The 22,574-nt window shown below is 39.3% G+C and carries 17 protein-coding genes and 2 pseudogenes; 11 read left to right on the top strand and 8 right to left on the bottom strand.

Annotated elements, in window-relative coordinates:
• Positions 1-303: 303 nt before the first annotated feature.
• From B554_RS0108055 to surA1, 3 genes and pseudogenes are all read left to right on the top strand, one after another.
• Positions 304-775, top strand: a pseudogene (locus B554_RS0108055) (CinA family protein); the annotation flags it as partial.
• Positions 776-1,047: 272 nt separating this feature from the next.
• Positions 1,048-1,269 carry a hypothetical protein gene (locus B554_RS0108050; RefSeq protein WP_000108365.1) on the top strand — a complete coding sequence of 74 codons (222 nt, stop codon included), beginning with the start codon at positions 1,048-1,050 and terminating at the stop codon, positions 1,267-1,269.
• Between the two features lie 104 nt (positions 1,270-1,373).
• Positions 1,374-1,691 (top strand): surface antigen protein 1, encoded by a 318-nt coding sequence (surA1, locus tag B554_RS0108045; RefSeq protein WP_019457661.1) that lies wholly within the window; start codon positions 1,374-1,376, stop codon positions 1,689-1,691.
• Positions 1,692-1,923: 232 nt separating this feature from the next.
• On the opposite strand, the pseudogene B554_RS0108035 reads toward surA1, so the two are convergent.
• Both B554_RS0108035 and B554_RS18955 read right to left on the bottom strand, forming a co-directional pair.
• Positions 1,924-2,351: pseudogene (locus B554_RS0108035) on the bottom strand (hypothetical protein).
• A gap of 266 nt (positions 2,352-2,617) precedes the next feature.
• Positions 2,618-2,764, bottom strand: coding sequence for a hypothetical protein (locus B554_RS18955; protein WP_019457660.1), 147 nt, complete (start codon positions 2,762-2,764; stop codon positions 2,618-2,620).
• A 964-nt stretch (positions 2,765-3,728) separates the two neighbouring features.
• On the opposite strand from B554_RS18955, the gene B554_RS0108025 reads away from it, so the two are divergent.
• Positions 3,729-4,016, top strand: a complete 288-nt coding sequence (locus B554_RS0108025) for a hypothetical protein (RefSeq protein ID WP_019457659.1) — start codon at positions 3,729-3,731, stop codon at positions 4,014-4,016.
• Between the two features lie 4 nt (positions 4,017-4,020).
• Here B554_RS0108025 and B554_RS0108020 read toward each other — a convergent pair whose 3' ends face one another.
• A complete protein-coding gene (locus tag B554_RS0108020; RefSeq protein WP_019457658.1) occupies positions 4,021-4,926 on the bottom strand; it encodes a LysR family transcriptional regulator in 906 nt (301 codons plus the stop codon).
• A 111-nt stretch (positions 4,927-5,037) separates the two neighbouring features.
• Between B554_RS0108020 and B554_RS0108015 the strand changes: the two genes are divergently transcribed.
• Complete coding sequence (locus B554_RS0108015) at positions 5,038-6,276, top strand: SGNH/GDSL hydrolase family protein (RefSeq protein WP_019457657.1); 1,239 nt, start codon at positions 5,038-5,040, stop codon at positions 6,274-6,276.
• A 45-nt stretch (positions 6,277-6,321) separates the two neighbouring features.
• On the opposite strand, the gene B554_RS0108010 is transcribed toward B554_RS0108015, so the two are convergent.
• From B554_RS0108010 to B554_RS0107995, 4 genes are all read right to left on the bottom strand, one after another.
• Entirely contained in the window at positions 6,322-7,605 is a 1,284-nt protein-coding gene (locus B554_RS0108010) for a DcaP family trimeric outer membrane transporter (RefSeq protein ID WP_081400330.1), read from the bottom strand.
• Positions 7,606-7,849: 244 nt separating this feature from the next.
• Complete coding sequence (locus B554_RS0108005; protein WP_019457655.1) at positions 7,850-8,521, bottom strand: class I SAM-dependent methyltransferase; 672 nt, start codon at positions 8,519-8,521, stop codon at positions 7,850-7,852.
• Positions 8,522-8,592: 71 nt separating this feature from the next.
• Entirely contained in the window at positions 8,593-10,287 is a 1,695-nt protein-coding gene (locus B554_RS0108000; protein ID WP_019457654.1) for an AMP-binding protein, read from the bottom strand.
• Between the two features lie 110 nt (positions 10,288-10,397).
• The gene (locus B554_RS0107995) at positions 10,398-11,015 is read right to left on the bottom strand and encodes a TetR/AcrR family transcriptional regulator (RefSeq protein ID WP_000120687.1); all 618 of its coding nucleotides are present in this window, start codon (positions 11,013-11,015) and stop codon (positions 10,398-10,400) included.
• A 144-nt stretch (positions 11,016-11,159) separates the two neighbouring features.
• On the opposite strand from B554_RS0107995, the gene B554_RS0107990 reads away from it, so the two are divergent.
• Genes B554_RS0107990 through B554_RS0107970 form a run of 5 tightly spaced genes read left to right on the top strand, consistent with a single transcriptional unit; the run spans position 11,160 to position 17,673 of the window.
• The gene (locus B554_RS0107990; RefSeq protein WP_002114559.1) at positions 11,160-12,332 is read left to right on the top strand and encodes an isovaleryl-CoA dehydrogenase; all 1,173 of its coding nucleotides are present in this window, start codon (positions 11,160-11,162) and stop codon (positions 12,330-12,332) included.
• Positions 12,333-12,356: 24 nt separating this feature from the next.
• A complete protein-coding gene (locus B554_RS0107985) occupies positions 12,357-13,958 on the top strand; it encodes a carboxyl transferase domain-containing protein (protein WP_019457653.1) in 1,602 nt (533 codons plus the stop codon).
• Positions 13,959-13,967: 9 nt separating this feature from the next.
• The gene (locus B554_RS0107980) at positions 13,968-14,771 is read left to right on the top strand and encodes an enoyl-CoA hydratase/isomerase family protein (protein WP_019457652.1); all 804 of its coding nucleotides are present in this window, start codon (positions 13,968-13,970) and stop codon (positions 14,769-14,771) included.
• 11 nt (positions 14,772-14,782) lie between these two features.
• Positions 14,783-16,774, top strand: coding sequence for an acetyl/propionyl/methylcrotonyl-CoA carboxylase subunit alpha (locus B554_RS0107975; RefSeq protein WP_019457651.1), 1,992 nt, complete (start codon positions 14,783-14,785; stop codon positions 16,772-16,774).
• Complete coding sequence (locus B554_RS0107970; protein WP_019457650.1) at positions 16,771-17,673, top strand: hydroxymethylglutaryl-CoA lyase; 903 nt, start codon at positions 16,771-16,773, stop codon at positions 17,671-17,673. Before B554_RS0107975 ends, B554_RS0107970 begins: the two co-directional genes overlap by 4 nt.
• A gap of 251 nt (positions 17,674-17,924) precedes the next feature.
• On the opposite strand, the gene B554_RS0107965 is transcribed toward B554_RS0107970, so the two are convergent.
• Complete coding sequence (locus B554_RS0107965) at positions 17,925-18,866, bottom strand: LysR family transcriptional regulator (RefSeq protein ID WP_019457649.1); 942 nt, start codon at positions 18,864-18,866, stop codon at positions 17,925-17,927.
• A gap of 204 nt (positions 18,867-19,070) precedes the next feature.
• On the opposite strand from B554_RS0107965, the gene B554_RS0107960 reads away from it, so the two are divergent.
• Positions 19,071-22,553, top strand: coding sequence for an indolepyruvate ferredoxin oxidoreductase family protein (locus tag B554_RS0107960; RefSeq protein WP_019457648.1), 3,483 nt, complete (start codon positions 19,071-19,073; stop codon positions 22,551-22,553).
• Positions 22,554-22,574: the final 21 nt, after the last annotated feature.

The following is a 22,574-nucleotide window of genomic DNA, read 5'->3' as shown; positions in this document are numbered from 1 at the left end:
CGTTTGTGAGATATCAATTACCATACGTCACCCGAATTATAATCAAGTTTTAAGTTTGTTATTTTGCGTTATTAAAAATTAAGATAAACCACATAAATCAAAAAATTCAAAGATATACAAATTAACGTAAAATTACATTTAAACTTTTAGAATTATTTAAGCCACTGTTTTTATATAAAATTTGCAAAAATTAATCTAAATTTACATTAATTTAACCATCAAAAGTAAAATGTTAAAAAATAACGAATCAAAATTTCAAATAGTTCTATAACATTTAAAAAAATAATTAAAGGGAGAATTAGAATGTTTAATTCATGTTGTAAATTATTAGCAAATGAAAAAATTAAAATTGCTTTTTTTTGAAAGCGCTTCTGCTGGCTATCTTGCTTATCGTTTTTCTTTGAGTCCTTATTCAGGAGATATCCTTATAGGTAGTCTTGTAAGTTATGATCTTCTAGTAAAGGAAAACACCCTGCATATTTCAGAGCAACTTATTGAAAAATATACTGCCGAATCAATGCAAGTGACTGTTGAAATGATTAATAAAGGGAAGGAACTTTTGCATGCTGACCTGTATGTTGCCTGCACAGGCCTCTTAAAAAAAGGGGGTTCTGAAACAGAGGAAAAACCTGTAGGAACGTTCTTTTATTCAATATATTATAAAAATAATTTTTATAATTTTAGACGTATTTTAAAAGGACCAGCCTTTTTAAAACTTAGAAATTTGACGCACTATATTACTCAAGATATAAAACTTATTATATTAGATGAAAAGTTAACAAATATACATTTGGAAATATTTATTATCTTTCTTAAATATTATGTGCTGAAATGTAATTTTTTAAACATTCATATTAATAATGTTTATGACTAAAAATCACATTCACTAAAAATCAGTAAGTTATTTAAAATTGATAGTTTTTAAATTTACATTTAAATATAGGGTAACACCCCTACCCTACACATTTAAAAGCTACATGTTTTAATAACCCTATCTGAAGCTCTCAGATAAAACACATCATCATAATTGATATGAGGTAATTAAAAATGAGCACTACTAATAATCAAGCAAATCAACGCAATAATCAGCAACAGCAACAACAGCAAAATGACAACCGTAATCAACAACAACACGGTAACCAACAGCAAAACGATCAACAGCAACAAAATAATCAGCAACAACAGCAAAATGATAACCGCGGCCAACAACAAGGATCTAACCAAAAAGATTCTGGCCAACAAAATTCAAATAACAACCAACAACGTTAATCGTTTGTAGTTGTTCTTTGATGCGGTCAATCATTTAGGAAGGTGAACTCACCTTCCTAAATTTAATATAAGCATAAAATTCAATAAAATATGAGGGAATTCTGATGACAGATCAAAATACAGATCATGCTCAATTAGTAGCTGGCAATCATAACTATTCTGACTCTCGCTGGCGTGAAAGCTATCTTACCCGACCTTATTACCAAGAAGCGCAATTAACAACACCAGATCTAGATTATGATCGTGATTTTTCTGCTGCTTATGAACTTGGTCATCGGGCTCGTTCTGAATCTAAGCAAGGAACTCAGTTTGAAGACATGGAAGGTAGTTTGCAGCAAAAATGGGAAGAACTCAAAGCTGAGTCTCGCTTAAAATGGGAACATGCGAAACAAGCCATTAAAGATGCATGGGATGATATTTAACATCATCAAACGGTCCAAAGCTATAAGCTTATTTCCTATTGGCCCTGGGAAATAGGCTTTTTTATCGTTTTGTTTTGCTCACTTTTGCTTTTACACCATAAATTTCCGAATCGCTAATGCAAGTTGCTTGTGTAAAATATACAAACATACATGTCAACTTGAATATCAATAATTACTAGCTTATCAAAATAAAAACCTGACTTAGATAATCAAGTCAGGTTTTTGATAAAAATCAATTTTGATTTTTCTTAAAATATTCAATTATTTCTTCACCATTATTTACCGGCTTTTTCTGTGAAGGATAAGTTTCCTCATATGCATAAGCTGGTAATGTAATTTTGGCCCGAATTGGAGGTAATTTCTCTTGTCCACCCGTAGTAATCCGCTCAATAAAACCAGCAAGCCAGAGTACAAACTCCTGTGTATTTTTACTTTTAGGAATAAGACTTAAATCCAATTTAATTTTTGACTCTTGCAAAGGCTAAATTAGCAGCTCAGCGAAATCAATATAATTATATAAAAGCTTTAGCTGTGTCCCTTTTATTTCATGTCTGAGTTCGATCATCAAGTTGTTAAGATCTTCCATCGGCTCATCCGTAAACCCTTTTTTTCTTTGACATTTTGATATATTTTCTCAGCTATTTTTAAATATTGGGGCATATCCTTACCTTTATAGTTCATTATTACTAAAATGAATTTTGGATGAATATAAGTAAGCTATTGTGTTTGTTTTATTAAATTTTTGAAAAGATATATTCATTTTACAACAATTCAGTAACACTTAGATTGCCAAGCAGAAAATAGATAATAAATAACTGATAAACATTATATTTTCATATATTTAATTTTTATTATGCTATATTTTTTAGATAAAATAACAATAAAAAAAGCCCACTTAATAAGTAGGCCTTGTTAAGTAAAACTAATTATTGTGACTTTCTATTCATATCATGAGGTACTGCTGGATCACTTGCTCCATGCATTCCATCATTTCTTGAATTGCGGTCTTGGCATGCGCTCACGCCCATAGCTATTACAAGTACCATACTCACTGCACAAAAGATTCTAACCATTTAAATCACCTTTATAAATATTAAAATGTAGGTTTATGAATAGCATTATCTTATGTTGGCCTACTGCTGTGGTTCTCTTAACTTTTGTAGATTATGCAAGCTTATGTAAAAACCTAAAATATGATGAGTAAAATTATATTTATTGCAATTGAAATTCTGGTTATTTTTTGGCATGCAGTGTATACACTCCATAGTCCAAATTATAAAAATAGAATTATTAAATAGTTTAGCAAAACGATACATCCAATTAATGACACTCACATACTATATAAATAAACAATTAATAAATAATTGATATATATGATTAAAAAACAACACCTCACGTAAAATAAAAATGAGTTATATTAATATTATGCGTTTTAGTTTTTCTATTTTCTAAATAAAAACAGGCAAATATTTATATCAAATTATATAAATCAATCTTTTATTTTTGCAATTGACCCACTCTAATGCTCAGCTTATGATGCTCGCGCTGACCAATTTTGTCAGTCGGTTTTAGCAGACCGTCTACCTAAGTGCACTAAAAACACGTTTTTTGGTGTGAAGCCCCTCGTGCCTTTGATGGAGGAACGAGAGTGGGACACCTTCGGGTGTGCTGGTTTCTTAGGTATCAGTCTGCTAACCCTCTTTCGTTTCACCACCATAATGATTAGCAATGAATGGGCGTAACTTCTTTAATCAAGGAGTCACTCATGACTATTATTTTATATTTTTTAAATTCTTTTATTAATCATATTTATATTCGACATCTTTTACTTATTCAGGCATTTTTTAGAGATCGCCCCTCACCTCTCTCTAAAATAAAAACCTTATATAGAGTTCAAAAATTGTTTATTTAATCCTTTTACCTACCCATCTATATAAGTTTAGGTAAGAGTTTTATGTATTCAAAAAAACCGCATAAAGATAAGAACTTCTATCAACATCACTTAGCGATAACAACAACCTATGCAGAGTAACAATAATGTTTTTTCTCCGTCGTTTTGTTCTGGTGAGCCTGCTTGCGATAAGTGTTTTAAATTTAATAGGATGCAGACCATTGAGCAAAAAGGAATTTAATGCACATTGTGTTTGGGCAGGACATGACCTTTCACAGTGTAATTGTATTTATAACTCTTTAGAACAACACTATTCACCACAATTTGTTGAAAACTTACCAAAAGTGAGTTTGCAGAATATTGATGCTAAAATGAACTTTGTAGACACCATGAATACAACAATGCGACAGTGCCAATTTAGTGCTAGAAAATAGCTATCTAACTTATAAGGGCATGCTCTACCAGAAAATCTAAAAATACACGTACACGTTTAGGGACATATTTATCATGACCAATCCAAACGGCATGAAACTCTTCAGAAGCATGAATATTCCAGTCTTCAAGAATTTTGACGAGTTGTTTTTGCCGTAATGCATTTTGAATTTGAAATTCATTGAGTTGAGCAATACCAACACCTGCCAGTGCCAACTGTAAAATTGCTTCACCGTGGTTTACTTTTAAAACTCTAGAAGGTGTTAGGTTAATTTCCTGATCTGCTTTTTTAAATAGCCAAGTTTTGTTCTGGCGCTGATAACTTACATCTAAAAGCTGATGTTCATGCAGTTCATCTGGATGTTCGGGGCAACCATGCTGTTCAATGTATGCGGGTGAACATACATAAACTTTATGTGTACTACCGAGTGAGCGAGCCACGAAATTGGAACTTTTTAATGGTCCTGTACGAATTGCAATATCAATTCTTTGCTCAACCAAATTAATGACTTCGTCACTCAAATGAGCCTCTAACTCAATTTGTGGGTAGTGCTGGTTAAATAAAGAAATACACGGTAATAAAAAGTGAGTCCAATATGAAAGACTGGTATGGATTCTAATTCGCCCTTGCGGTATATGATTTGCGGTAACTGATTGTTCAAGTTCATCTAAATTATTGAGTATTTGAAGACCTTGCTCATAAAACTGGCATCCTTCACTCGTAAGCTGGAACTGACGTGTTGAACGGTTCAATAACCTGACACCAAGTCTTTTTTCTAAACGAGAAATTAACTTACTTATCGCAGACGGCGTCATATCACATGCCCTTGCTACGGCTGAAAAACTTCCAAGCTCGACCACACGTATAAAAATTGCCAACTCGCCAGATCGATTTATATCAAAATTAGCCATAACAAAATTTATTTATGAATTGTATTCACAAATTTTATTCCGCTTAGCCCTCTATAACAAGGCATCAATTTATTTCAAGATAACTTTAATTCGTTTTAAAGAGTTCACGAGATGAAACTTTATCAAGCCACCCTATTTTCTTTGGCTTTATTTACGAGCGTTACACAAGCTAAAGTATCAAAGCACCAATGGATTACCACTTGGTCTGCTAGCCCTCAAAAAGTCTGGAATAAAGATTTCGTTTTTCCGACACTCATTCCAGAGCAAATATCCAACCAAACAATTAGGCAGGTAAGCCAAATTAGTTTAGGTGGTGAAGCTGTTCGGCTTGTTTTTACCAATCAATATGGCGAGCAACCGCTTTATATTGATCAAACAACGATTGGTTTAGCGAACGCAGTAACTCCAAAATCTAAGAGCACCTATTCCGTTTATTTTTCTGGTCAACTTAAAGCAAAAATTTTACCTGGCAAACAACTGGTGAGTGATCCAATCAAGTTAGCTGTTCCCGATCATGCTCAATTGGTGGTGAATAGCTTTATTCAAAAGCCTACAACGTTTAAAACATTTCATTGGGATGCCAAACAAACCAGTTGGCTCATTAGTGGAAATCAGACAACAAATTTAAATGCGCCTACGAATGCAAAAACTACAACAGCACGATTATTACTGTCTGCAATCGAGGTAAAACCTAAACAGAAAGCTCGGGTGGTTGCTGTTATTGGAGACTCAATTACCGATGGAGCGACTGCAACCTTAGATGCGAATACGAGATGGACCGATTTTTTGGCTAAGCGTTTATCTCCCCATCAAGTAGCGGTAATTAATAGCGGAATTTCAGGAAATCGACTGCTTACCGATGGTATGGGCGATAGTGTTTTAAAACGTTTAAACAATGAAATATTTCAATATACAGATGTTAAAACTTTAATCGTTTTAATTGGTATAAATGATATTTCATGGCCCGGCACAGCGTTTGCTCCTAAACAGCAAATACCTTCTTTTGAAGCCTTAACTAAAGGTTATCAGCGTGTTGTAAATGAAGCTCACAAGCAAGGTATTCAGGTGATTGGTGCAACTTTACTTCCGTTTTCTGGTGCTTTACCCAATACGCCTTTAGATAATTACTATCAACCCAACAAAGATCAATTACGTCAGCGCATTAACCACTGGATAAGAACCAGTCATACATTTGATGGTGTACTTGATCTTGATGAAGGCTTAAAAGATCCAAAACATCCTAATCGTTTAAATCCCATTTATGATTCTGGAGATCATTTACATCCTAATGATCGTGGCAATCAGCATATGGCGGAATTGGTAGATTTAGATCAAATTACTAAAAATTAATGATTGCCCCATCAGGTGAGCCTTTCATCTGATGGGAATAGCTATTTAGAAATCATAACTTGCTATCATGTTGAAGCGGTTATCCACCCCGTTTCGACCATCGAAAGTTTCTCGTTCGCCATATACATATTCAACACCTAAGGTAATTGGCTTGTATGGGTTATACATGGTATTTACCCAGCCCTGCCAAAGCTGTTTGTTTTGAGTCGTGCTATTGTGCTGTAATTCGGCAAAACGGTTATCGTCTTTAGCTTTCATATAGCCATAAGCTAAAGTCGAGCGAATTTTTGGCGTGAATTGATGAGTTACCCCCAAAGACACCGTATCAAATTCATTGCTATGCATGTTGTTCTGCTTATCTATTGCATAGCCACTATTGCTCCACAATAAGAAACGTCCATCGCCTTTGACATGGTAATAATCGGCTTTAAGTAAAGTATCGGGTGTCATTTGGTATTTACCGCCGAAACCTACGCCCCAAGCCCATTCACTGTCATTATTGGTTCTTTTTTCTGCAACAAAACTACGGCCTGAAAGCATCGAACCATTGGCAAATTTATGATTTAAACGCCCCACTAAAGCAGGTAAACGCATTTTGTTATCTGGGTCTGTTGCCGCAGTATATTTCGGGTCTTCAACTGATACTGCAAAACTTGTATTTGCCGTTAAATTATCGCTATAGCGAACCATTGGCGATCTAAGTAAAGCACTGCCTACAAATGTTCCTGCATCGATTGTTTCTGGGTAATATTCAGGGGCAATGAATGTCGACCATGTTTGACCAATCAACCATTTATCAAAAGTTAAATAAGCATGACGTATACGGAACTGATCACGAGTAGCCGCCCCAAAAAAGTCCATTTCTAACTTTCCACCCACATCACCAGCAGTTGTTGGTGTTTTAAAATTCAATCCGAAACGGGTCACATAAACCGTACTGTGCAATTGGTCTTTCTGTGCAGATTCTTCTGGCGTATGTTCAAGTGGAACCCCACTAATATTGTTATACATCGTAGATGCACCCTTAATTTGATAAGAAGCATCTGCTCGTATATAACCATATAAGTTAAATTCTGTACCCGATTTAGTTAATACTTGTTGTATAGATTGTGGAGCTTGAGTAGCCACAGGAGCGACTTGTTCTACTTTTTCTTGGCTTAAAGATTTTTGAGTTTGTATATCTGCCTGTAGCATTGCCCGTAATTCGTTTACTTCTTGGCGAAGTTGCTCTATTTCAGGGTTTTCTTGACCAGCAAAAGCAGAAGACATAAGTAGAGTCACAGAAACTGCCAACAAGTTTTTTTGAACCGTTGTATTTAAAACTTTCATCATGAAATTTTCCTTTAGACCTTTAAGTAGTCTTAAAAGTCTCGACATCCTTTTTGTTATGTACCTATCTAAAATAGATCCTTAAAAATTTGCCTTTCTTTCACAAGAAAGACCTTCCCTCATATTTTTTAGCCGTATCCTCCCTAACGCAGCAAAAGCAACTTTTTAATTTTTCATTTTTTTATATTCTCTTCCACATTGAGAATATTCAGTTTTAACCCCTTATTTATATTCCCCAATAGTATTATTTTTTTGCAATAAACCCCTGATAAGTCAAAATTTGCGTATAAGGCTGTACACTTTCAAAGCCCGTCTTTTCCAAAAGTTTTATATATCCTTCAGTCGTTAAACTAAAAAAGTCCTCCGCCATACGCTCTAGCATTTTTTGACATTGCTCTTCTGTTAGACCTTGTGCCAAGCACAAATAACGCAATGCATGAAGTTGCATTGGGTTTATACAGGTCATGAGGTCATAAGTAAGCAAAACTGCCTTTTCTGTTAAGCGATCATAAATATCCTTAAAGAAGGCTGGTTTTATGTCATCTGCAATAAAATGAGCCACAAGAATAGAAAGTGCAGCATCAAAGCAACTCTCGAGAGGTAAAACTGAAGTTTCACCGTGAACAAAAGTGACTTGGGTAGATTTACCTAAAAGTTCAACCTGTTTTTGGGCTTTTTGCAGCATGGTTAAAGATGGATCGACTGCTGTAAATTTCCAGTTTGGATGTCTTTTAAGTAAATATTCGAGTTCATAACCCGTACCACAGCCCACAATTAAGACATGAGCATCTGGTGGCAACACCGACTGTAAAATGGCATCCACCTGTAGATGGATGACTTCATAACCCGGAATTAATTTACGAATATGCGCATCATATCCTTCAACTACTTTAGGGCTATTAAAGTCTTTTGCCATTTTGTTTTATCCCTTTTAAAACTGCTTTTCGGTTTATCATTTTCTGCACTTTGAATGAGCTTTTAACTTATTTAGTCAAAAACATTGCCCGTTAAATTAAGTTCAGCTCGCATAATTTCCTGCAATTTAAACTTTTGCGCTTTGCCAGAAGCAGTCATTGGAAACTCATTAAAAAATCGGACATAGCGCGGCACTTTATTATGAGAAATATGCTCTTGGCAAAATTGGCGAATGCTGTCTTCATCGACTTGGTGATGCTCATGCAAAATAATGCATGCGCAAAGTTCTTCACCATATTTCGCATCTGGCAAGCCAATCACCTGTACATCGCTTACATCTGGATGGGTATATAAAAAGTCTTCAATCTCTTTTGGAAAGAGGTTTTCTCCTCCGCGAATCACGACATCTTTAATGCGGCCTTTAATTTTAATAAAACCGTCTTGATCCATCTCGGCAATATCACCCGTATGCATCCAACCAGCAGCATCGATCACTTCACGGGTCTTTTCTTCTTCTCCCCAATAACCGGCCATCACTGAATAACCACGAACGCATAACTCACCCAATGTGCCTTGCGGAACAATTTGCCCTTCTAGATCGACAATTTTAATTTCAACATGCGGATGAACATGCCCAACTGTGCTTACCCGTTTATCGATTGAATCGTTTACCGAGCTTTGTACACTCACTGGCGAGGTTTCGGTCATGCCATAACAAATGGTAATTTCCGACATATGCATTCGGTCTATGACACGCTGCATAATTTCACGTGGACAAGGACTACCTGCCATAATGCCTGTTCTTAAGCTCGACAGATCAAACTCATTAAACTGTTCATGTTCTAAAGTGGCAATAAACATGGTTGGTACACCATAAGCTGCCGTGCAACGTTCTTGATGAATCGCTTTTAAAGTTTCTAAGGGATTAAATACAGCCGATGGATAGACCATGGTTGACCCATGCGTCACACACGCCAGATTCCCCATCACCATGCCAAAACAATGGAACAATGGCACAGAAATACAGACTTTATCTTGAGCAGTTAAACGGATGCCTTCACCGACAAAATAACCATTATTTAAAATATTATGGTGGGTTAACATGGTCCCTTTCGGGTTACCTGTTGTACCTGAGGTAAATTGAATATTAATGGTTTCATCAAACTGGAGCTGTCTGGCTAATTGTTTTAATTGTTCTAGCTGTTCAGAAGTTGGTGTGGTGACTAAATCACTAAAACGATAAATACCCGTATGTTGTTGGTCATCAATTTTAATGACAAATTTTAAATGCGGCAGACGCTCTGAACTGAGCACTTTATCTGGGCTATTAGTTAATTCAGGGGCAATTTTTGTGAGTAATTCTTGATAATCCGTCGTTTTGAATTGAGAAGCAATAATCAATCCTTTGCACGAGACTTTATTCAACACATATTCAAGTTCATGACTTTTATAAGCTGTATTCAGGTTAACTAAAATAATCCCTGCTTTAAAAGCTGCAAATTGGGTTACCGTCCATTCCACACAGTTAGGTGACCAAATCGCTAATCGATCTCCTTTTTTTAATCCCAATTTTAATAGGCTACAAGCAAAAGCGTTTACTTCATCTTGTAAAGCTTTATAGGTTAATCGTCTATTTTGATGAAAACTAACGATTGCTTCCTTGTCAGCATATTGCTGACAGGCCTGATCAAATTGTTCACCAATGGTCATACCCAATAAGGGTTGTGTACTCGGTCCCGAGGCGTAGCTTAACCGTTCTTGTTGCATTGAATCATTCTCCTTGATTCTTCTAATTCTCTTCTTACCTGATCTAATTGTTGTTACTGCAACTACTTTTCCAAACTACTTATTTTGTGTTGTTTTATCCTTTATATGCCCTATTTCTTTTGCACAGCATCCACACAAAAGTCCGCAATCTGTTTTGAAAAATAGTCTTTGTGCGCATGATCAAACTTTGTATTTTGAGCTGGGTCTAGGGGTTCAACCACCACATAAGTCATAGCACCGACTACACAAAGTGCTGCTGTGTTTAAATCATCCAAGACAAACTCACCACTTGCATTTCCATCCGCAAGTATTTTTTTAATACTTTGTTTAATCAATTGCTTCACACGAAAACGTTCATGTTCAACCGTGGAATCGACGGGTTCAAACATGAGTGAATACGCAAGCTGAGGACTATTCAGTGCCCGTTTTACAAAAGTTGCCACCGCCTTGTGTAATTTCTGCTTTGCCGATAAGTCACTTTCGGTAATCGAATCGATGACCAATAGCTCTGTATTAATGGCATCAGACAAAACTTCTATTAGCACTTGGCTTTTATTATCGAAGTAGCGATAAACCAGTCCACTAGATACACCTGCTTGCTCTGCAATTGTTTGTATTTGTGCGTCCTTAAATCCTCCTTCTGAAATTATTTTTCTAGCTGAATTCAAAATCGATTTACGATTTTGCTCCATCCGCTCTTGCATTAAAGATGATCGTTTATAGCTCATAATTTATTCTCTAACAAATAAAATGAATTGTAAATCATTTTATGAATCTGTATTCACTTTTTCAAAAAATCATTGTATGTTACTTATCAAATACCCACAAAATATTTTATGGACAACAAATATAACCAATAGGATGAAAATATCATGAACCTACGCAGCTTAAATTTTGGTCTAGATGAAACTTTAATTGCGCTTCAAGATTCGGTAGCCGCTTTTTGTGCAAAGGAAATTGCACCAATTGCCCAACAAGTTGATCAAGACAACAAATTCCCTGCACATCTCTGGAAAAAATTCGGAGATATGGGCCTTTTAGGCATGACAGTTTCTGAAGAATATGGCGGTGCCAATATGGGTTATTTAGCTCATATTATTGCTATGCAAGAAATTTCTCGTGCTTCGGCAGCCATTGGTTTGTCTTACGGTGCTCATTCTAATTTATGTGTAAACCAAATTAACCGTAACGGTAACGAGCAGCAAAAACAAAAGTATTTACCAAAATTGATTTCCGGTGAATATGTGGGTGCCCTTGCGATGTCTGAACCGAATGCGGGTTCTGATGTCGTCAGCATGAAATTACGTGCTGAACAAAAAGGTGATCACTTCGTTTTAAATGGTTCAAAAATGTGGATCACTAACGGCGGTGATGCAGATGTATTGGTCGTTTATGCTAAAACTGACCCGCAAGCTGGCGCGAAAGGCATGACCGCTTTCTTAATTGAAAAAGGCATGAAAGGCTTTAGTCACGGTAACCATTTAGACAAACTCGGTATGCGTGGCTCTAACACTTACCCGCTGTTCTTTGACAATGTAGAAGTACCTGCTGAAAACGTACTCGGCGGTGTCGGTAACGGTACAAAAGTACTCATGAGTGGTTTGGACTATGAGCGTGCAGTTTTAAGTGCCGGACCTTTAGGCATTATGGATGCCTGTCTGGATGTGGTCATTCCATACTTGCATCAACGTGAACAGTTTGGTCAGGCGTTAGGTGAATTCCAGCTTATGCAAGGCAAACTTGCCGATATGTATTCAACTTGGTTGGCATGTAAAGCACTTGTTTATGCTGTTGGTGCTGCCTGTGACAAAGCTGACCATGACCGCAGTTTACGCAAAGATGCCGCAAGTGCCATTTTATATGCTGCTGAAAAAGCAACATGGATGGCTGGTGAAGCAATTCAAACTTTAGGCGGTAATGGTTATATCAATGAATTCCCTGCTGGCCGTTTATGGCGCGATGCAAAACTTTATGAAATTGGTGCAGGAACTTCTGAAATTCGCCGCATGCTGATTGGCCGCGAACTTTTTAATGAAACCAAATAATAATTATAAATAAGGACGCATCTTATGAACCAATTACAAAGCAAGATTAATGTTCGAAGCGAAGACTTCAAAACAAACCAGCAAGCCATGCAAACATTGGTCACAGATCTCAAACAAGTTGCCCAGCGTATTGCTTTAGGCGGTGGTGAAAATGCCCGTCAAAAACATTTGGCTCGAGGTAAACTTTTACCCCGTGAACGTATTGATCAACTCATTGATGTCGGTACGGCATTTTTAGAAATTGGTCAATTGGCAGCGTACAACGTTTATGAAGATGATGTTCCTGCCGCAGGTGTGATCGCTGGTATTGGTCAAGTCAACGGCATCACTTGTATGATCGTTGCCAACGATGCAACGGTTAAAGGCGGAACGTATTACCCACTTACGGTTAAAAAGCATTTACGCGCACAAGAAATTGCTGAACAAAACCACTTGCCTTGTATTTATTTGGTGGACTCAGGCGGTGCCTATTTACCAATGCAAGATGAGGTTTTCCCAGACCGTGATCACTTTGGGCGTATTTTCTACAATCAGGCACGCATGTCGAGTCTTGGTATTGCCCAAATTGCCGTGGTAATGGGGAGCTGTACCGCTGGTGGTGCTTATGTACCTGCCATGTCTGATGAAACCATTATTGTACGTAACCAAGGTACGATTTTCTTAGGCGGCCCTCCTCTAGTAAAAGCCGCAACAGGCGAAGTGGTGAGTAGTGAAGATTTAGGCGGTGGTGATGTGCATACACGTCTTTCAGGTGTGGCTGACCATTTAGCTGAAAATGATGAACATGCGATTGCGATCGCACGAAACATTGTCGCTAACCTAAACAAGAAGCAAAACGACTTAAATAAACAAGTTGATGAACCATTGTTTGATGCATCAGAACTCTATGGTGTGGTGCCAAGTGATGCACGTAAACCTTTCGATGTGCGTGAAGTGATTGCCCGTATTGTAGATGGCTCTCGTTTTGATGAGTTTAAAGCACGCTTTGGTTCAACACTTATTACTGGTTTTGCTTCACTTTACGGTATGCCAGTCGGCATTATTGCCAATAACGGAATTTTATTTTCCGAGTCCGCACAAAAAGGCGCGCATTTTATTGAGCTATGCACACAGCGCAATATTCCATTGTTATTCCTACAAAACATTACGGGCTTTATGGTTGGCCGCCAGTATGAAAATGAAGGAATTGCTAAAAACGGCGCCAAATTGGTTATGGCAGTTGCCACCGCAAATGTACCAAAACTCACTTTGATTATTGGTGGTTCTTTTGGTGCAGGTAATTACGGTATGTGTGGACGTGCTTACTCACCACGCTTTTTATGGACTTGGCCGAACTCTCGTATTTCAGTCATGGGCGGCGAGCAAGCGGCAAGTGTACTCTCAACTTTAAAACGTGATCAGATTGAGCAAAAAGGTGCCGAGTGGTCAGCTCAGCAAGAAGATGAATTTAAACAACCAATTCGTGAACAGTACGAGCGTCAAGGTCATCCATATTATGCTTCTGCACGTCTTTGGGATGACGGTGTAATTGACCCAGCTCAAACTCGTCAGGTCCTTGGTTTAAGCCTCGCTGCTGCTATGAATGCTCCAATCCAGCCAACCAAATTTGGCGTGTTCCGCATGTAAGAGGTGTATATGAGCTATCAATTTTTACAACTCGAACAACAAGGTCAGGTTGCCTATGTTTGGCTGAACCGCCCTGAATTACACAATGCCTTTAATACGACAGTCATTGAAGAGTTGCATGCTTGCTTTAAGCAAATCAATACCCGTGATGATATACGTGTGGTCGTTCTAGCGGGTCGCGGCAAAAGCTTTTCGGCAGGTGCCGATCTGAACTGGATGAAACAGGCAGGTCAGGCATCTTCAGCAGAAAATGAAGCAGATGCATTAAAACTTGCACAAATGCTTGATGCACTTGCAACGCTAAAACAACCGACTATTGCCCGAGTGCATGGCATTGCCTTTGGTGGCGGTATGGGCTTGGCATCGGCATGTGATATTTGCATTGCCAGCACCGATGCCAAGTTTGCAACTTCTGAGGTTCGTTTAGGCCTTGCTCCATCTACCATTAGTCCTTATGTGATTCGTGCGATTGGCGCAAGACAAGCTTCTCGTTACTTCTTAACTGCCGAGCGGATTTCAGCACGTGATGCCAAACACATTGGTTTGGCACACGAGGTTGCAGATGCTGAAGACTTAGATAAAAAAGTTCAAGAAATTATTGATGCTCTATTACTCGGTGGCCCGCACGCTCAAGCGGCCTCAAAACAACTCATTCAAATGGTGAGCAACCAGACCATGAGCAATGACTTGCTGCAACAGACAGCACATCATATTGCTCAAGTTCGTCAAGGTAGCGAGGCAAAAGAAGGTCTGAGTGCCTTTTTAAATAAACAACAGCCTGCTTGGGTTTCTAACTCGAATAACAACAATTAAGGACGATCATCATGTTTGAAAAGATTTTAATTGCGAACCGTGGCGAAATTGCCTGCCGTGTAATTCGTACAGCTAAAAAATTAGGTATTGCAACGGTTGCCGTTTACTCAGATGCAGACGCAAATGCACAACATGTCAAACTTGCAGATGAAGCGGTTTATATCGGTCAGTCCCCTGCAACGCAAAGTTATTTACAAGTTGACCGTATTATTCAAGCAGCGATTGATACAGGCAGCCAAGCGGTTCACCCAGGCTACGGCTTCCTTTCTGAAAATGACCAGTTTGCACTCGCTTGCCAACAACACAACATTTGCTTTATTGGCCCACCAGTGGATGCCATTTTAGCTATGGGTTTAAAAGCCACGTCTAAAGCTTTAATGGAAAAAGCAGGCGTCCCTTTAACACCAGGTTATCACGGAACCCACCAAGATGCCGACTTTTTAAAACAACAGGCAGACCGAATTGGCTATCCTGTTTTAATTAAAGCCAGTGCTGGCGGCGGTGGTAAAGGCATGAGTCTGGTTGAACGCAGTGAAGATTTTCTGCATGCCTTAGCCTCTTGTAAACGTGAAGCCAAATCGAGCTTTGGTAATGATGATGTCTTGATTGAGCGTTATGTGATTCAACCGCGCCACATTGAAGTGCAAGTGTTTGGCGATACACATGGCAACTACGTACATTTGTTTGAACGTGATTGTTCGGTACAACGCCGTCACCAAAAAGTGCTAGAAGAAGCCCCTGCTCCACAAATGCCAAGCGAGAAACTCGAGGCAATGCGCCAAGCTGCAATTGATGCTGCACGCGCGGTAAATTATGTTGGCGCAGGTACAGTTGAGTTTATTGTAGAACAAGACGGTACGGCGTATTTCATGGAAATGAATACACGTCTACAAGTCGAGCATCCTGTTACTGAAATGATTACAGGTGAAGACTTGGTCGAATGGCAACTTCGTGTGGCCTATGGTGAACCTTTGCCTAAACTACAAAACGAATTGCAGATTCACGGCCATGCGCTCGAAGCACGTATTTATGCCGAAGAACCAGAAAAAGGCTTTTTACCAGCAATCGGTAAAATTGACTATTTGCACTACCCAACGCAAAACCAATATGTACGTGTAGACAGCGGTATTGTTGAAGGCGATGAAATCACGACCTATTATGACCCGATGATTGCCAAACTGATTGTATGGGGTAAAAACCGTGAAGCTGCGCTTATTCAAATGCAAAATGCTTTGAGCCAATTCCATGTCGATGGCTTAGGTAACAACATTGCCTTTCTTGAAAAGATTGTACGTAGCGGATCGTTTAAACAAGCTAAGCTTGATACCAACCTGATTCAACGTGAACAAAACTTCTTGTTTAGCCCTGAAGAGATCAAACCGGAACTGGTAGTGGCAGCGGCATTTATTGAGTTTTTAAGCAAACTTAATAACAACAGCTCAAGCCAAAAACAGCTTTGGCAAGCTCAACCTCTATGGCGTTTAAATATTGCTTATCAGCACAGCATTAAACTGAATTATTTAAACCAAAATATCCAAATCAAATTTGCCTCAAATGAAGATGGCTTCACCGCAGAATATAACGGCCAAAGCTACCCGATTTCAGGTCAATTGCTTGATGCACATACGGCCTCTATTCAAATTGGTGGGACTCAGCAAAAGCTACCTTTTAACCAAAGTCAGCAAGGTATTACCTTGTTCCAAAACGGTCAAAGCTATAAGTTTGCTTATATTCGCCAAGACTTTAATCAGGCAGATAGCCAAGCCGATGAAGGTCACTTAAAAGCCCCAATGCCGGGTGTGGTCACACAAGTGCTAGTCAGTGCAAATCATAGCGTGAAGAAAGACGATATTTTAATGACGCTTGAAGCCATGAAAATGGAATACACCATCCGTGCTCCTAAAGACGGCGTGATTGTAGATTCCTATTTCCAAGTCGGTGATCAGGTCAAAGCTGGCGATGAGCTTGTGGAATTTCAGCCTGCACAGGAGGAAGTTGCATGAGTGAGTTTGTCAAAATCGTGGAGGTCGGCCCCAGAGACGGCCTCCAAAACGAAAAGCAGGCTTTAACCGTTGAACAACGCTTAAACTTCATTAATGACCTGATTAATGCAGGTCTAAAATCGATTGAAGTGGGTTCATGCGTTTCGGCAAAATGGGTACCGCAAATGGCTCAAAGTGACGAGCTATTTAAGCTGTTACCTCAAACAACCGATGTGCAATTTAGCCTGCTCACGCCCAATATCAAAGGTTTTGAGACAGCTCAAGCAGTAGGATGCAAAGAGGTTGCGGTGTTTACCGCAGCTTCTGAAAGCTTTACCCGTAAAAATATTAACTGTTCTATTGACGAAAGCTTTGAAAAATTTAGTGATGTCATGACTGCTGCAAAAGCCCATAACATCCGTGTGCGCGGTTATGTCTCCTGTATTGTCGACTGTCCATATGAAGGCGCAATTGCCCCTGAGCAAGTCGTAAAAGTTGTTAAACGACTCTATGACATGGGCTGCTATGAAGTGTCTTTAGGTGAAACTATTGGTACAGCAACACCAGATCGCGTTCAAAAGGTTTGGCAAGCCTGCCTTGCTGAACTCGATAGCAAGGTTTTGGCTGGGCATTTCCACAATACCTATGGCATGGCGATTGCCAATATTTATCAGTCTTTACAAGAAGGCATTCGTGTTTTTGACTCGTCTCTTGCAGGACTTGGCGGTTGCCCTTATGCCAAAGGTGCCTCGGGTAATGTATCGACCGAAGATCTGTTTTATTTGCTGTCACACATGGGTTTTGAAACTGGCATCGACTTAGAAAAACTGATGCAAGCCAGCCAAAATATTAGTAATGTATTAAACCGAAAAAGTTTGTCGAATTATGCAAATACGTATTGGCAGACCAAGTGTGCATAGTCATTAATTAAAATAGCTCAGCATCTGGTATAAAGCTGAATATTAGGCAAAGTACCAGATCAACCTATCTCATCTTTATCTCATTCTGTACAGGAATTGGGACTCAATCTCTCATGCTATTTTTTTAAAATTTATCATTTATCTGTGTATTAAATGCCTCTCTCAACAGAAGCATTCTCTACCCTATTTTTATTCTAATCCGTATTATTCTTCATCCTTTTTCAATTGTAGTCCTTAAAAAATTTATCTCATTATTTATAAAAATAAGATGCATCCATTTCAATTCTTGGGGAAATATATTCTTCCACCCAATCTAACCATGCACGTGTTTTAGCATCAATAAAATGACGTGAAGGCAATAAGGTATAAACCCCGATATCGGGCGAACGCCACTCTGGCAAGATATGACATAATCTTCCATTTTGAACTGCATCTAAAGCCGAAAACATCGGCAATAATGCGATGCCCATATCTTGTTGCACCACATCTAACAATAACTCAGGGTTATCTGCAATCAGTTGCCCGCCAATATCAATTTGATAAGATTCACCCTTTGCGTTTAACAAGTGCCAATCTGGTGTAATAGACGGGTTTACTAAGCGTAAACAGGCGTGGTTTTTTAAGTCTTCTGGAGACTCAGGTACTCCATATTTTTCGAGGTAAGCAGGTGAAGCACATAAAACAGAAAAAATAGTGCCAATTCTGCGTGCAACAAACCGAGAGTCTGTTAATGATTCAGTCAGATACAGGCTGACATCGACCCCTTTTGCCAACAGGTCTGGAACGTACTGTGAAGTCGTATATTCCACGGTTAGTTCAGGGTAATGCTTACAAAATTCGGCCATTACTGGAAAAACATAATGATGCCCAAAGCTTCCCATGCTTAACACACGTAAACGCCCTTTGGGTTTAGATGCCGTTCCTGTTACTTCTGACTCCGCTTCATCCACCATTGAAATGACTTGGCGACAACGCTCCGCATAAGTCGCACCAATATCGGTCAGTGCCTGCTGGCGCGTTGAGCGTTGTATTAATTTTGTACCTAAGCGTGTTTCTAGCTCGCTGATAAGACGTGAAACCTGTGCTGTGGTCAGATCCATCTGCTCAGCTGCTGCTGTGAAACTCCCGCTATCAATCACTTTCAGGAATGCATGCATTGCATGCAATAGTCCACCATCGAGATTTTTGCGCATAACGTAAATATGTTTTCCTAAATTACGGATTGTTGCACCAGTTTAGTTCAACCACAATGACTAAATGTACATACATTGGCACTAATTCTTTTTAAGAAGAGGAACCGATCTTTTTTTATTTCGTATGTCACTTGCTCCAAATATTCAACTGGATGTTGAAAAAAGAAAGTAGTCCGAGCTACTAAAAATTCTAAGGAGATATAAATGAATATAGCTACAAAAGTCACTCCAAATATTATTGCAACAAAGGATGTGTCACTTGAAGATAAATATGTAAGTGATAACGGTACAGCATATATGACCGGCATTCAGGCACTTGTTCGGTTGCCTCTTGCCCAAACTCGCCGTGACGCGATTAATGGTTATCATACTGCTGGTTTTATTTCTGGTTATCGCGGTTCTCCTGTTGGTAACTATGATAGTTTCCTTTGGCAAGTTCAAGGATTACTTAAATCCCATAATGTTGTATTTCAACCTGGCGTAAATGAAGACTTGGCTGCTACCGCAATTTGGGGTACTCAACAAGTTAATCTTTCAGGCCAAGGCAAATATGATGGAGTGTCTTCATGGTGGTATGGTAAAGGCCCGGGTGTTGACCGTTCAGGCGACGTACTCCGCCATGCTAACTTAGCTGGTACCTCTGAACGTGGTGGTGTCGTTGCTTTATTTGGTGATGACCACTCATGTAAATCTTCTACAATCCCTCACCAGTCTGAACATGTCATGATTGGTTGCGGTATTCCAATTTTCTACCCAACATCCGTTCAACAAATTTTAGACTTTGGTGTTCACGCCATTGCTGTTTCACGTTTTTCTGGCCTTTGGTCTTCAATGAAGCTAGTCAGTGAAATTGTTGAAACTTCTGCTTCTGTTCATGTCGACCTAGACCGTGTTACTCCGGTTATACCAGAAGATGTCAATTTCCCAGAGGGTGGCGTTAATATTCGTTGGCCAGATCATGGCATTCAGCAAGAAGAACGTCTTTATAAATATCGCTTACCTGCTGTTTTGGCCTATGCCCGCGCTAACAAAATCAACACAGTTACATGGCCTTGTGAAAATGCCCGTATTGGTATTGCTGCAAGTGGTAAAGGTTATTTAGATACCATTGAAGCTTTACGCATTTTAGGTATTGAAGATGAAACTGCTCAGCAGCTTGGGCTACGTGTTTATCAGGTCGGACTGATTTGGCCTTTAGAACCACAAGGCGTTCGTGAGTTTGCTGAAGGTTTACAAGAACTGATCGTTATTGAAGAAAAACGTCCAATTATTGAAACACAAATTAAAGATGAGCTGTACTCACTGCCTGATGGCAAACGCCCACATGTGATTGGTAAAGCAACTGACGGCAAAGGCGAATGGAGTACTTCTATTGAAGAGGCACCGCTCATTGGTCACTATGAGTACCAGCCTGAACCTATTGCAAAAATGCTGGCTGCTCGCTTCTTAAAACTCGATATTCCAGAAAGCTTAAAAACACAAATCCAAAGCAGAATCGATTTACTGCTAAAAGCAGAGCAAGAATCAAAACGTGTTATTGATCTTGCTGAACGTAAACCGTATTTCTGTAGTGGTTGCCCACATAACTCTTCAACAGTCGTTCCTGAAGGTAGTCGTGCATTAGGTGGTATTGGTTGTCACTATATTGCCGTTTCACTTGACCGTGGTACCGAAACATTCTCTCAAATGGGCGGTGAAGGTGTAAGTTGGGTGGGTGCATCACCATTTACCAATGAAAAACACATTTTTGCTAATCTTGGTGATGGAACCTATTTCCACTCTGGTTACTTAGCAATTCGTCAATCTATCGCTGCAAAAACAAATATCACCTACAAAATTCTCTACAACGATGCGGTCGCTATGACAGGTGGTCAGCATGTAGATGGGCATTTGAGCGTTGCACAGTTAACTCGCCAGCTCGCTGCCGAAGGTATTAAAAAACAAGTAATTGTAACTGATGAAGTTAAATTATTAAATGAAGAAGACGGTATTGCAGCGGGTGTAGAAATTCGCCATCGTAATGAGCTTGATGCAGTTCAACGTGAGCTACGTGAAGTTTCAGGTGTAACCGCTTTAATTTATGTACAAACCTGTGCCAGTGAAAAACGCCGTCGCCGTAAACGTGATGCCTACCCTGACCCAGCTGAGCGTTTATACATTAACAGTGATATTTGCGAAGGTTGTGGCGACTGTTCGAAAAAATCAAACTGTTTATCAATTGAACCTGTAGAAACAGCTTTAGGCACTAAACGCCAAATTAACCAAAGTAGCTGTAATAAAGACTTCACTTGTGCTGAAGGGTTTTGCCCTAGTTTTGTGACTGTTCATACACGTGATATGAAACGTCCTGCTAAATTTGAAGGTATTGGTGCAGGCTGGCCAACATCACCCGTTATTCCTCAGTTATATGACGTTCCAAGTCGTATTATGGTCGGTGGTATTGGGGGTACAGGTGTTGTGACTATTGGTGCACTGCTTGGTATGGCAGCTCACCTCGAAGGTAAAGCAACACGTGTTATGGACATGGCCGGCCTTGCCCAAAAAGGTGGTACGGTTTATTCATACGTTCAACTTGCAGCAAGTGATGAGCAAATTTCTTCTACCAAAATTCCGGCGGGTCAATGTGAATTACTCATCGGTGCAGATGCCGTAGTCGCTGGTGGTAGCGCTGCTCTATCTCGTTTAAAAGATGATGCTTTAGTTATTGTGAATGAAGACAGTACCCCTACTTCTGAGTTTATTAAATCTCGTGACTGGTATGCGCCTATTACCGATTTAATTGACCGTCTTCGTGGTCGTGTTCGTCAAGGTCAACTGGTTTCTCTGCCAGCGGCTCGTATTGCAACACAACTCTTAGGTGATTCAATTTATACCAACCAGTTATTGCTCGGTATGGCATGGCAATCTGGTCGCATTCCGCTATTACGTGAAAGTATTGAAAAAGCAATTCGCCTAAATGGTACGGCTGTTGAAAAGAACCTCGAAGCTTTCCGTGTAGGTTGTCATCTTGCAAGTGACCCGACTTTAGCTGCTCGTTTACTTGCAGCAATGCCAAAAACCAAAACTCCGCAAACTTTAGCTGAACTTATTGAAGACCGTTCTGCTCGTTTAACAGACTACTGGAATGAAGCTTATGCAGCTAAATACCGCACGCTTGTAGAATTGGCAGCTAAAAAGTTACCAGAAGAGTTAACAGGTACGATTGCAACTCAGCTTTACAGAGTTATGGCTTATAAAGATGAATATGAAGTTGCACGTCTACTAACAGGTAAAAGCTTCAAAGAATCAATTGAAACCCAATTCGGTAAAGGCTTACGTTTAACCTATCATCTTGCTCCACCAGCGTTACTTGGTGGTCTGAAAAATGTCCGTAAACGTGCGTTTGGTTACTGGATGCGTTTCCCAATGATGATGCTCGCTCGCTTACAATGGCTTCGTGAAACTTTCCTTGACCCATTTGCGCGTCAAGAAGAACGTCAACATGAACAAGCTTGGCGTGACCGTTACATCGCATTTGTTGAAGCACTTGTTGAGGCACCAGACAATCATAACTTGGCAGTTGCTGAACAAATTGCAAAATTACCGGCAGAAGTCCGCGGTTATGGGCATATCAAAATGAAAGCAATGGACGCTGCAAAACAACGTTGGGATGAGCTTACGCCAACATTGCTAAAAGTCCGTAACTAACAATTAAATCTCAATAAAAAA

Origin of the sequence: Acinetobacter sp. GG2 (assembly GCF_000292385.1) — a bacterium.
Taxonomy (GTDB): domain Bacteria; phylum Pseudomonadota; class Gammaproteobacteria; order Pseudomonadales; family Moraxellaceae; genus Acinetobacter; species Acinetobacter seifertii.
This window is presented reverse-complemented; position numbering and strand designations above follow the sequence as displayed.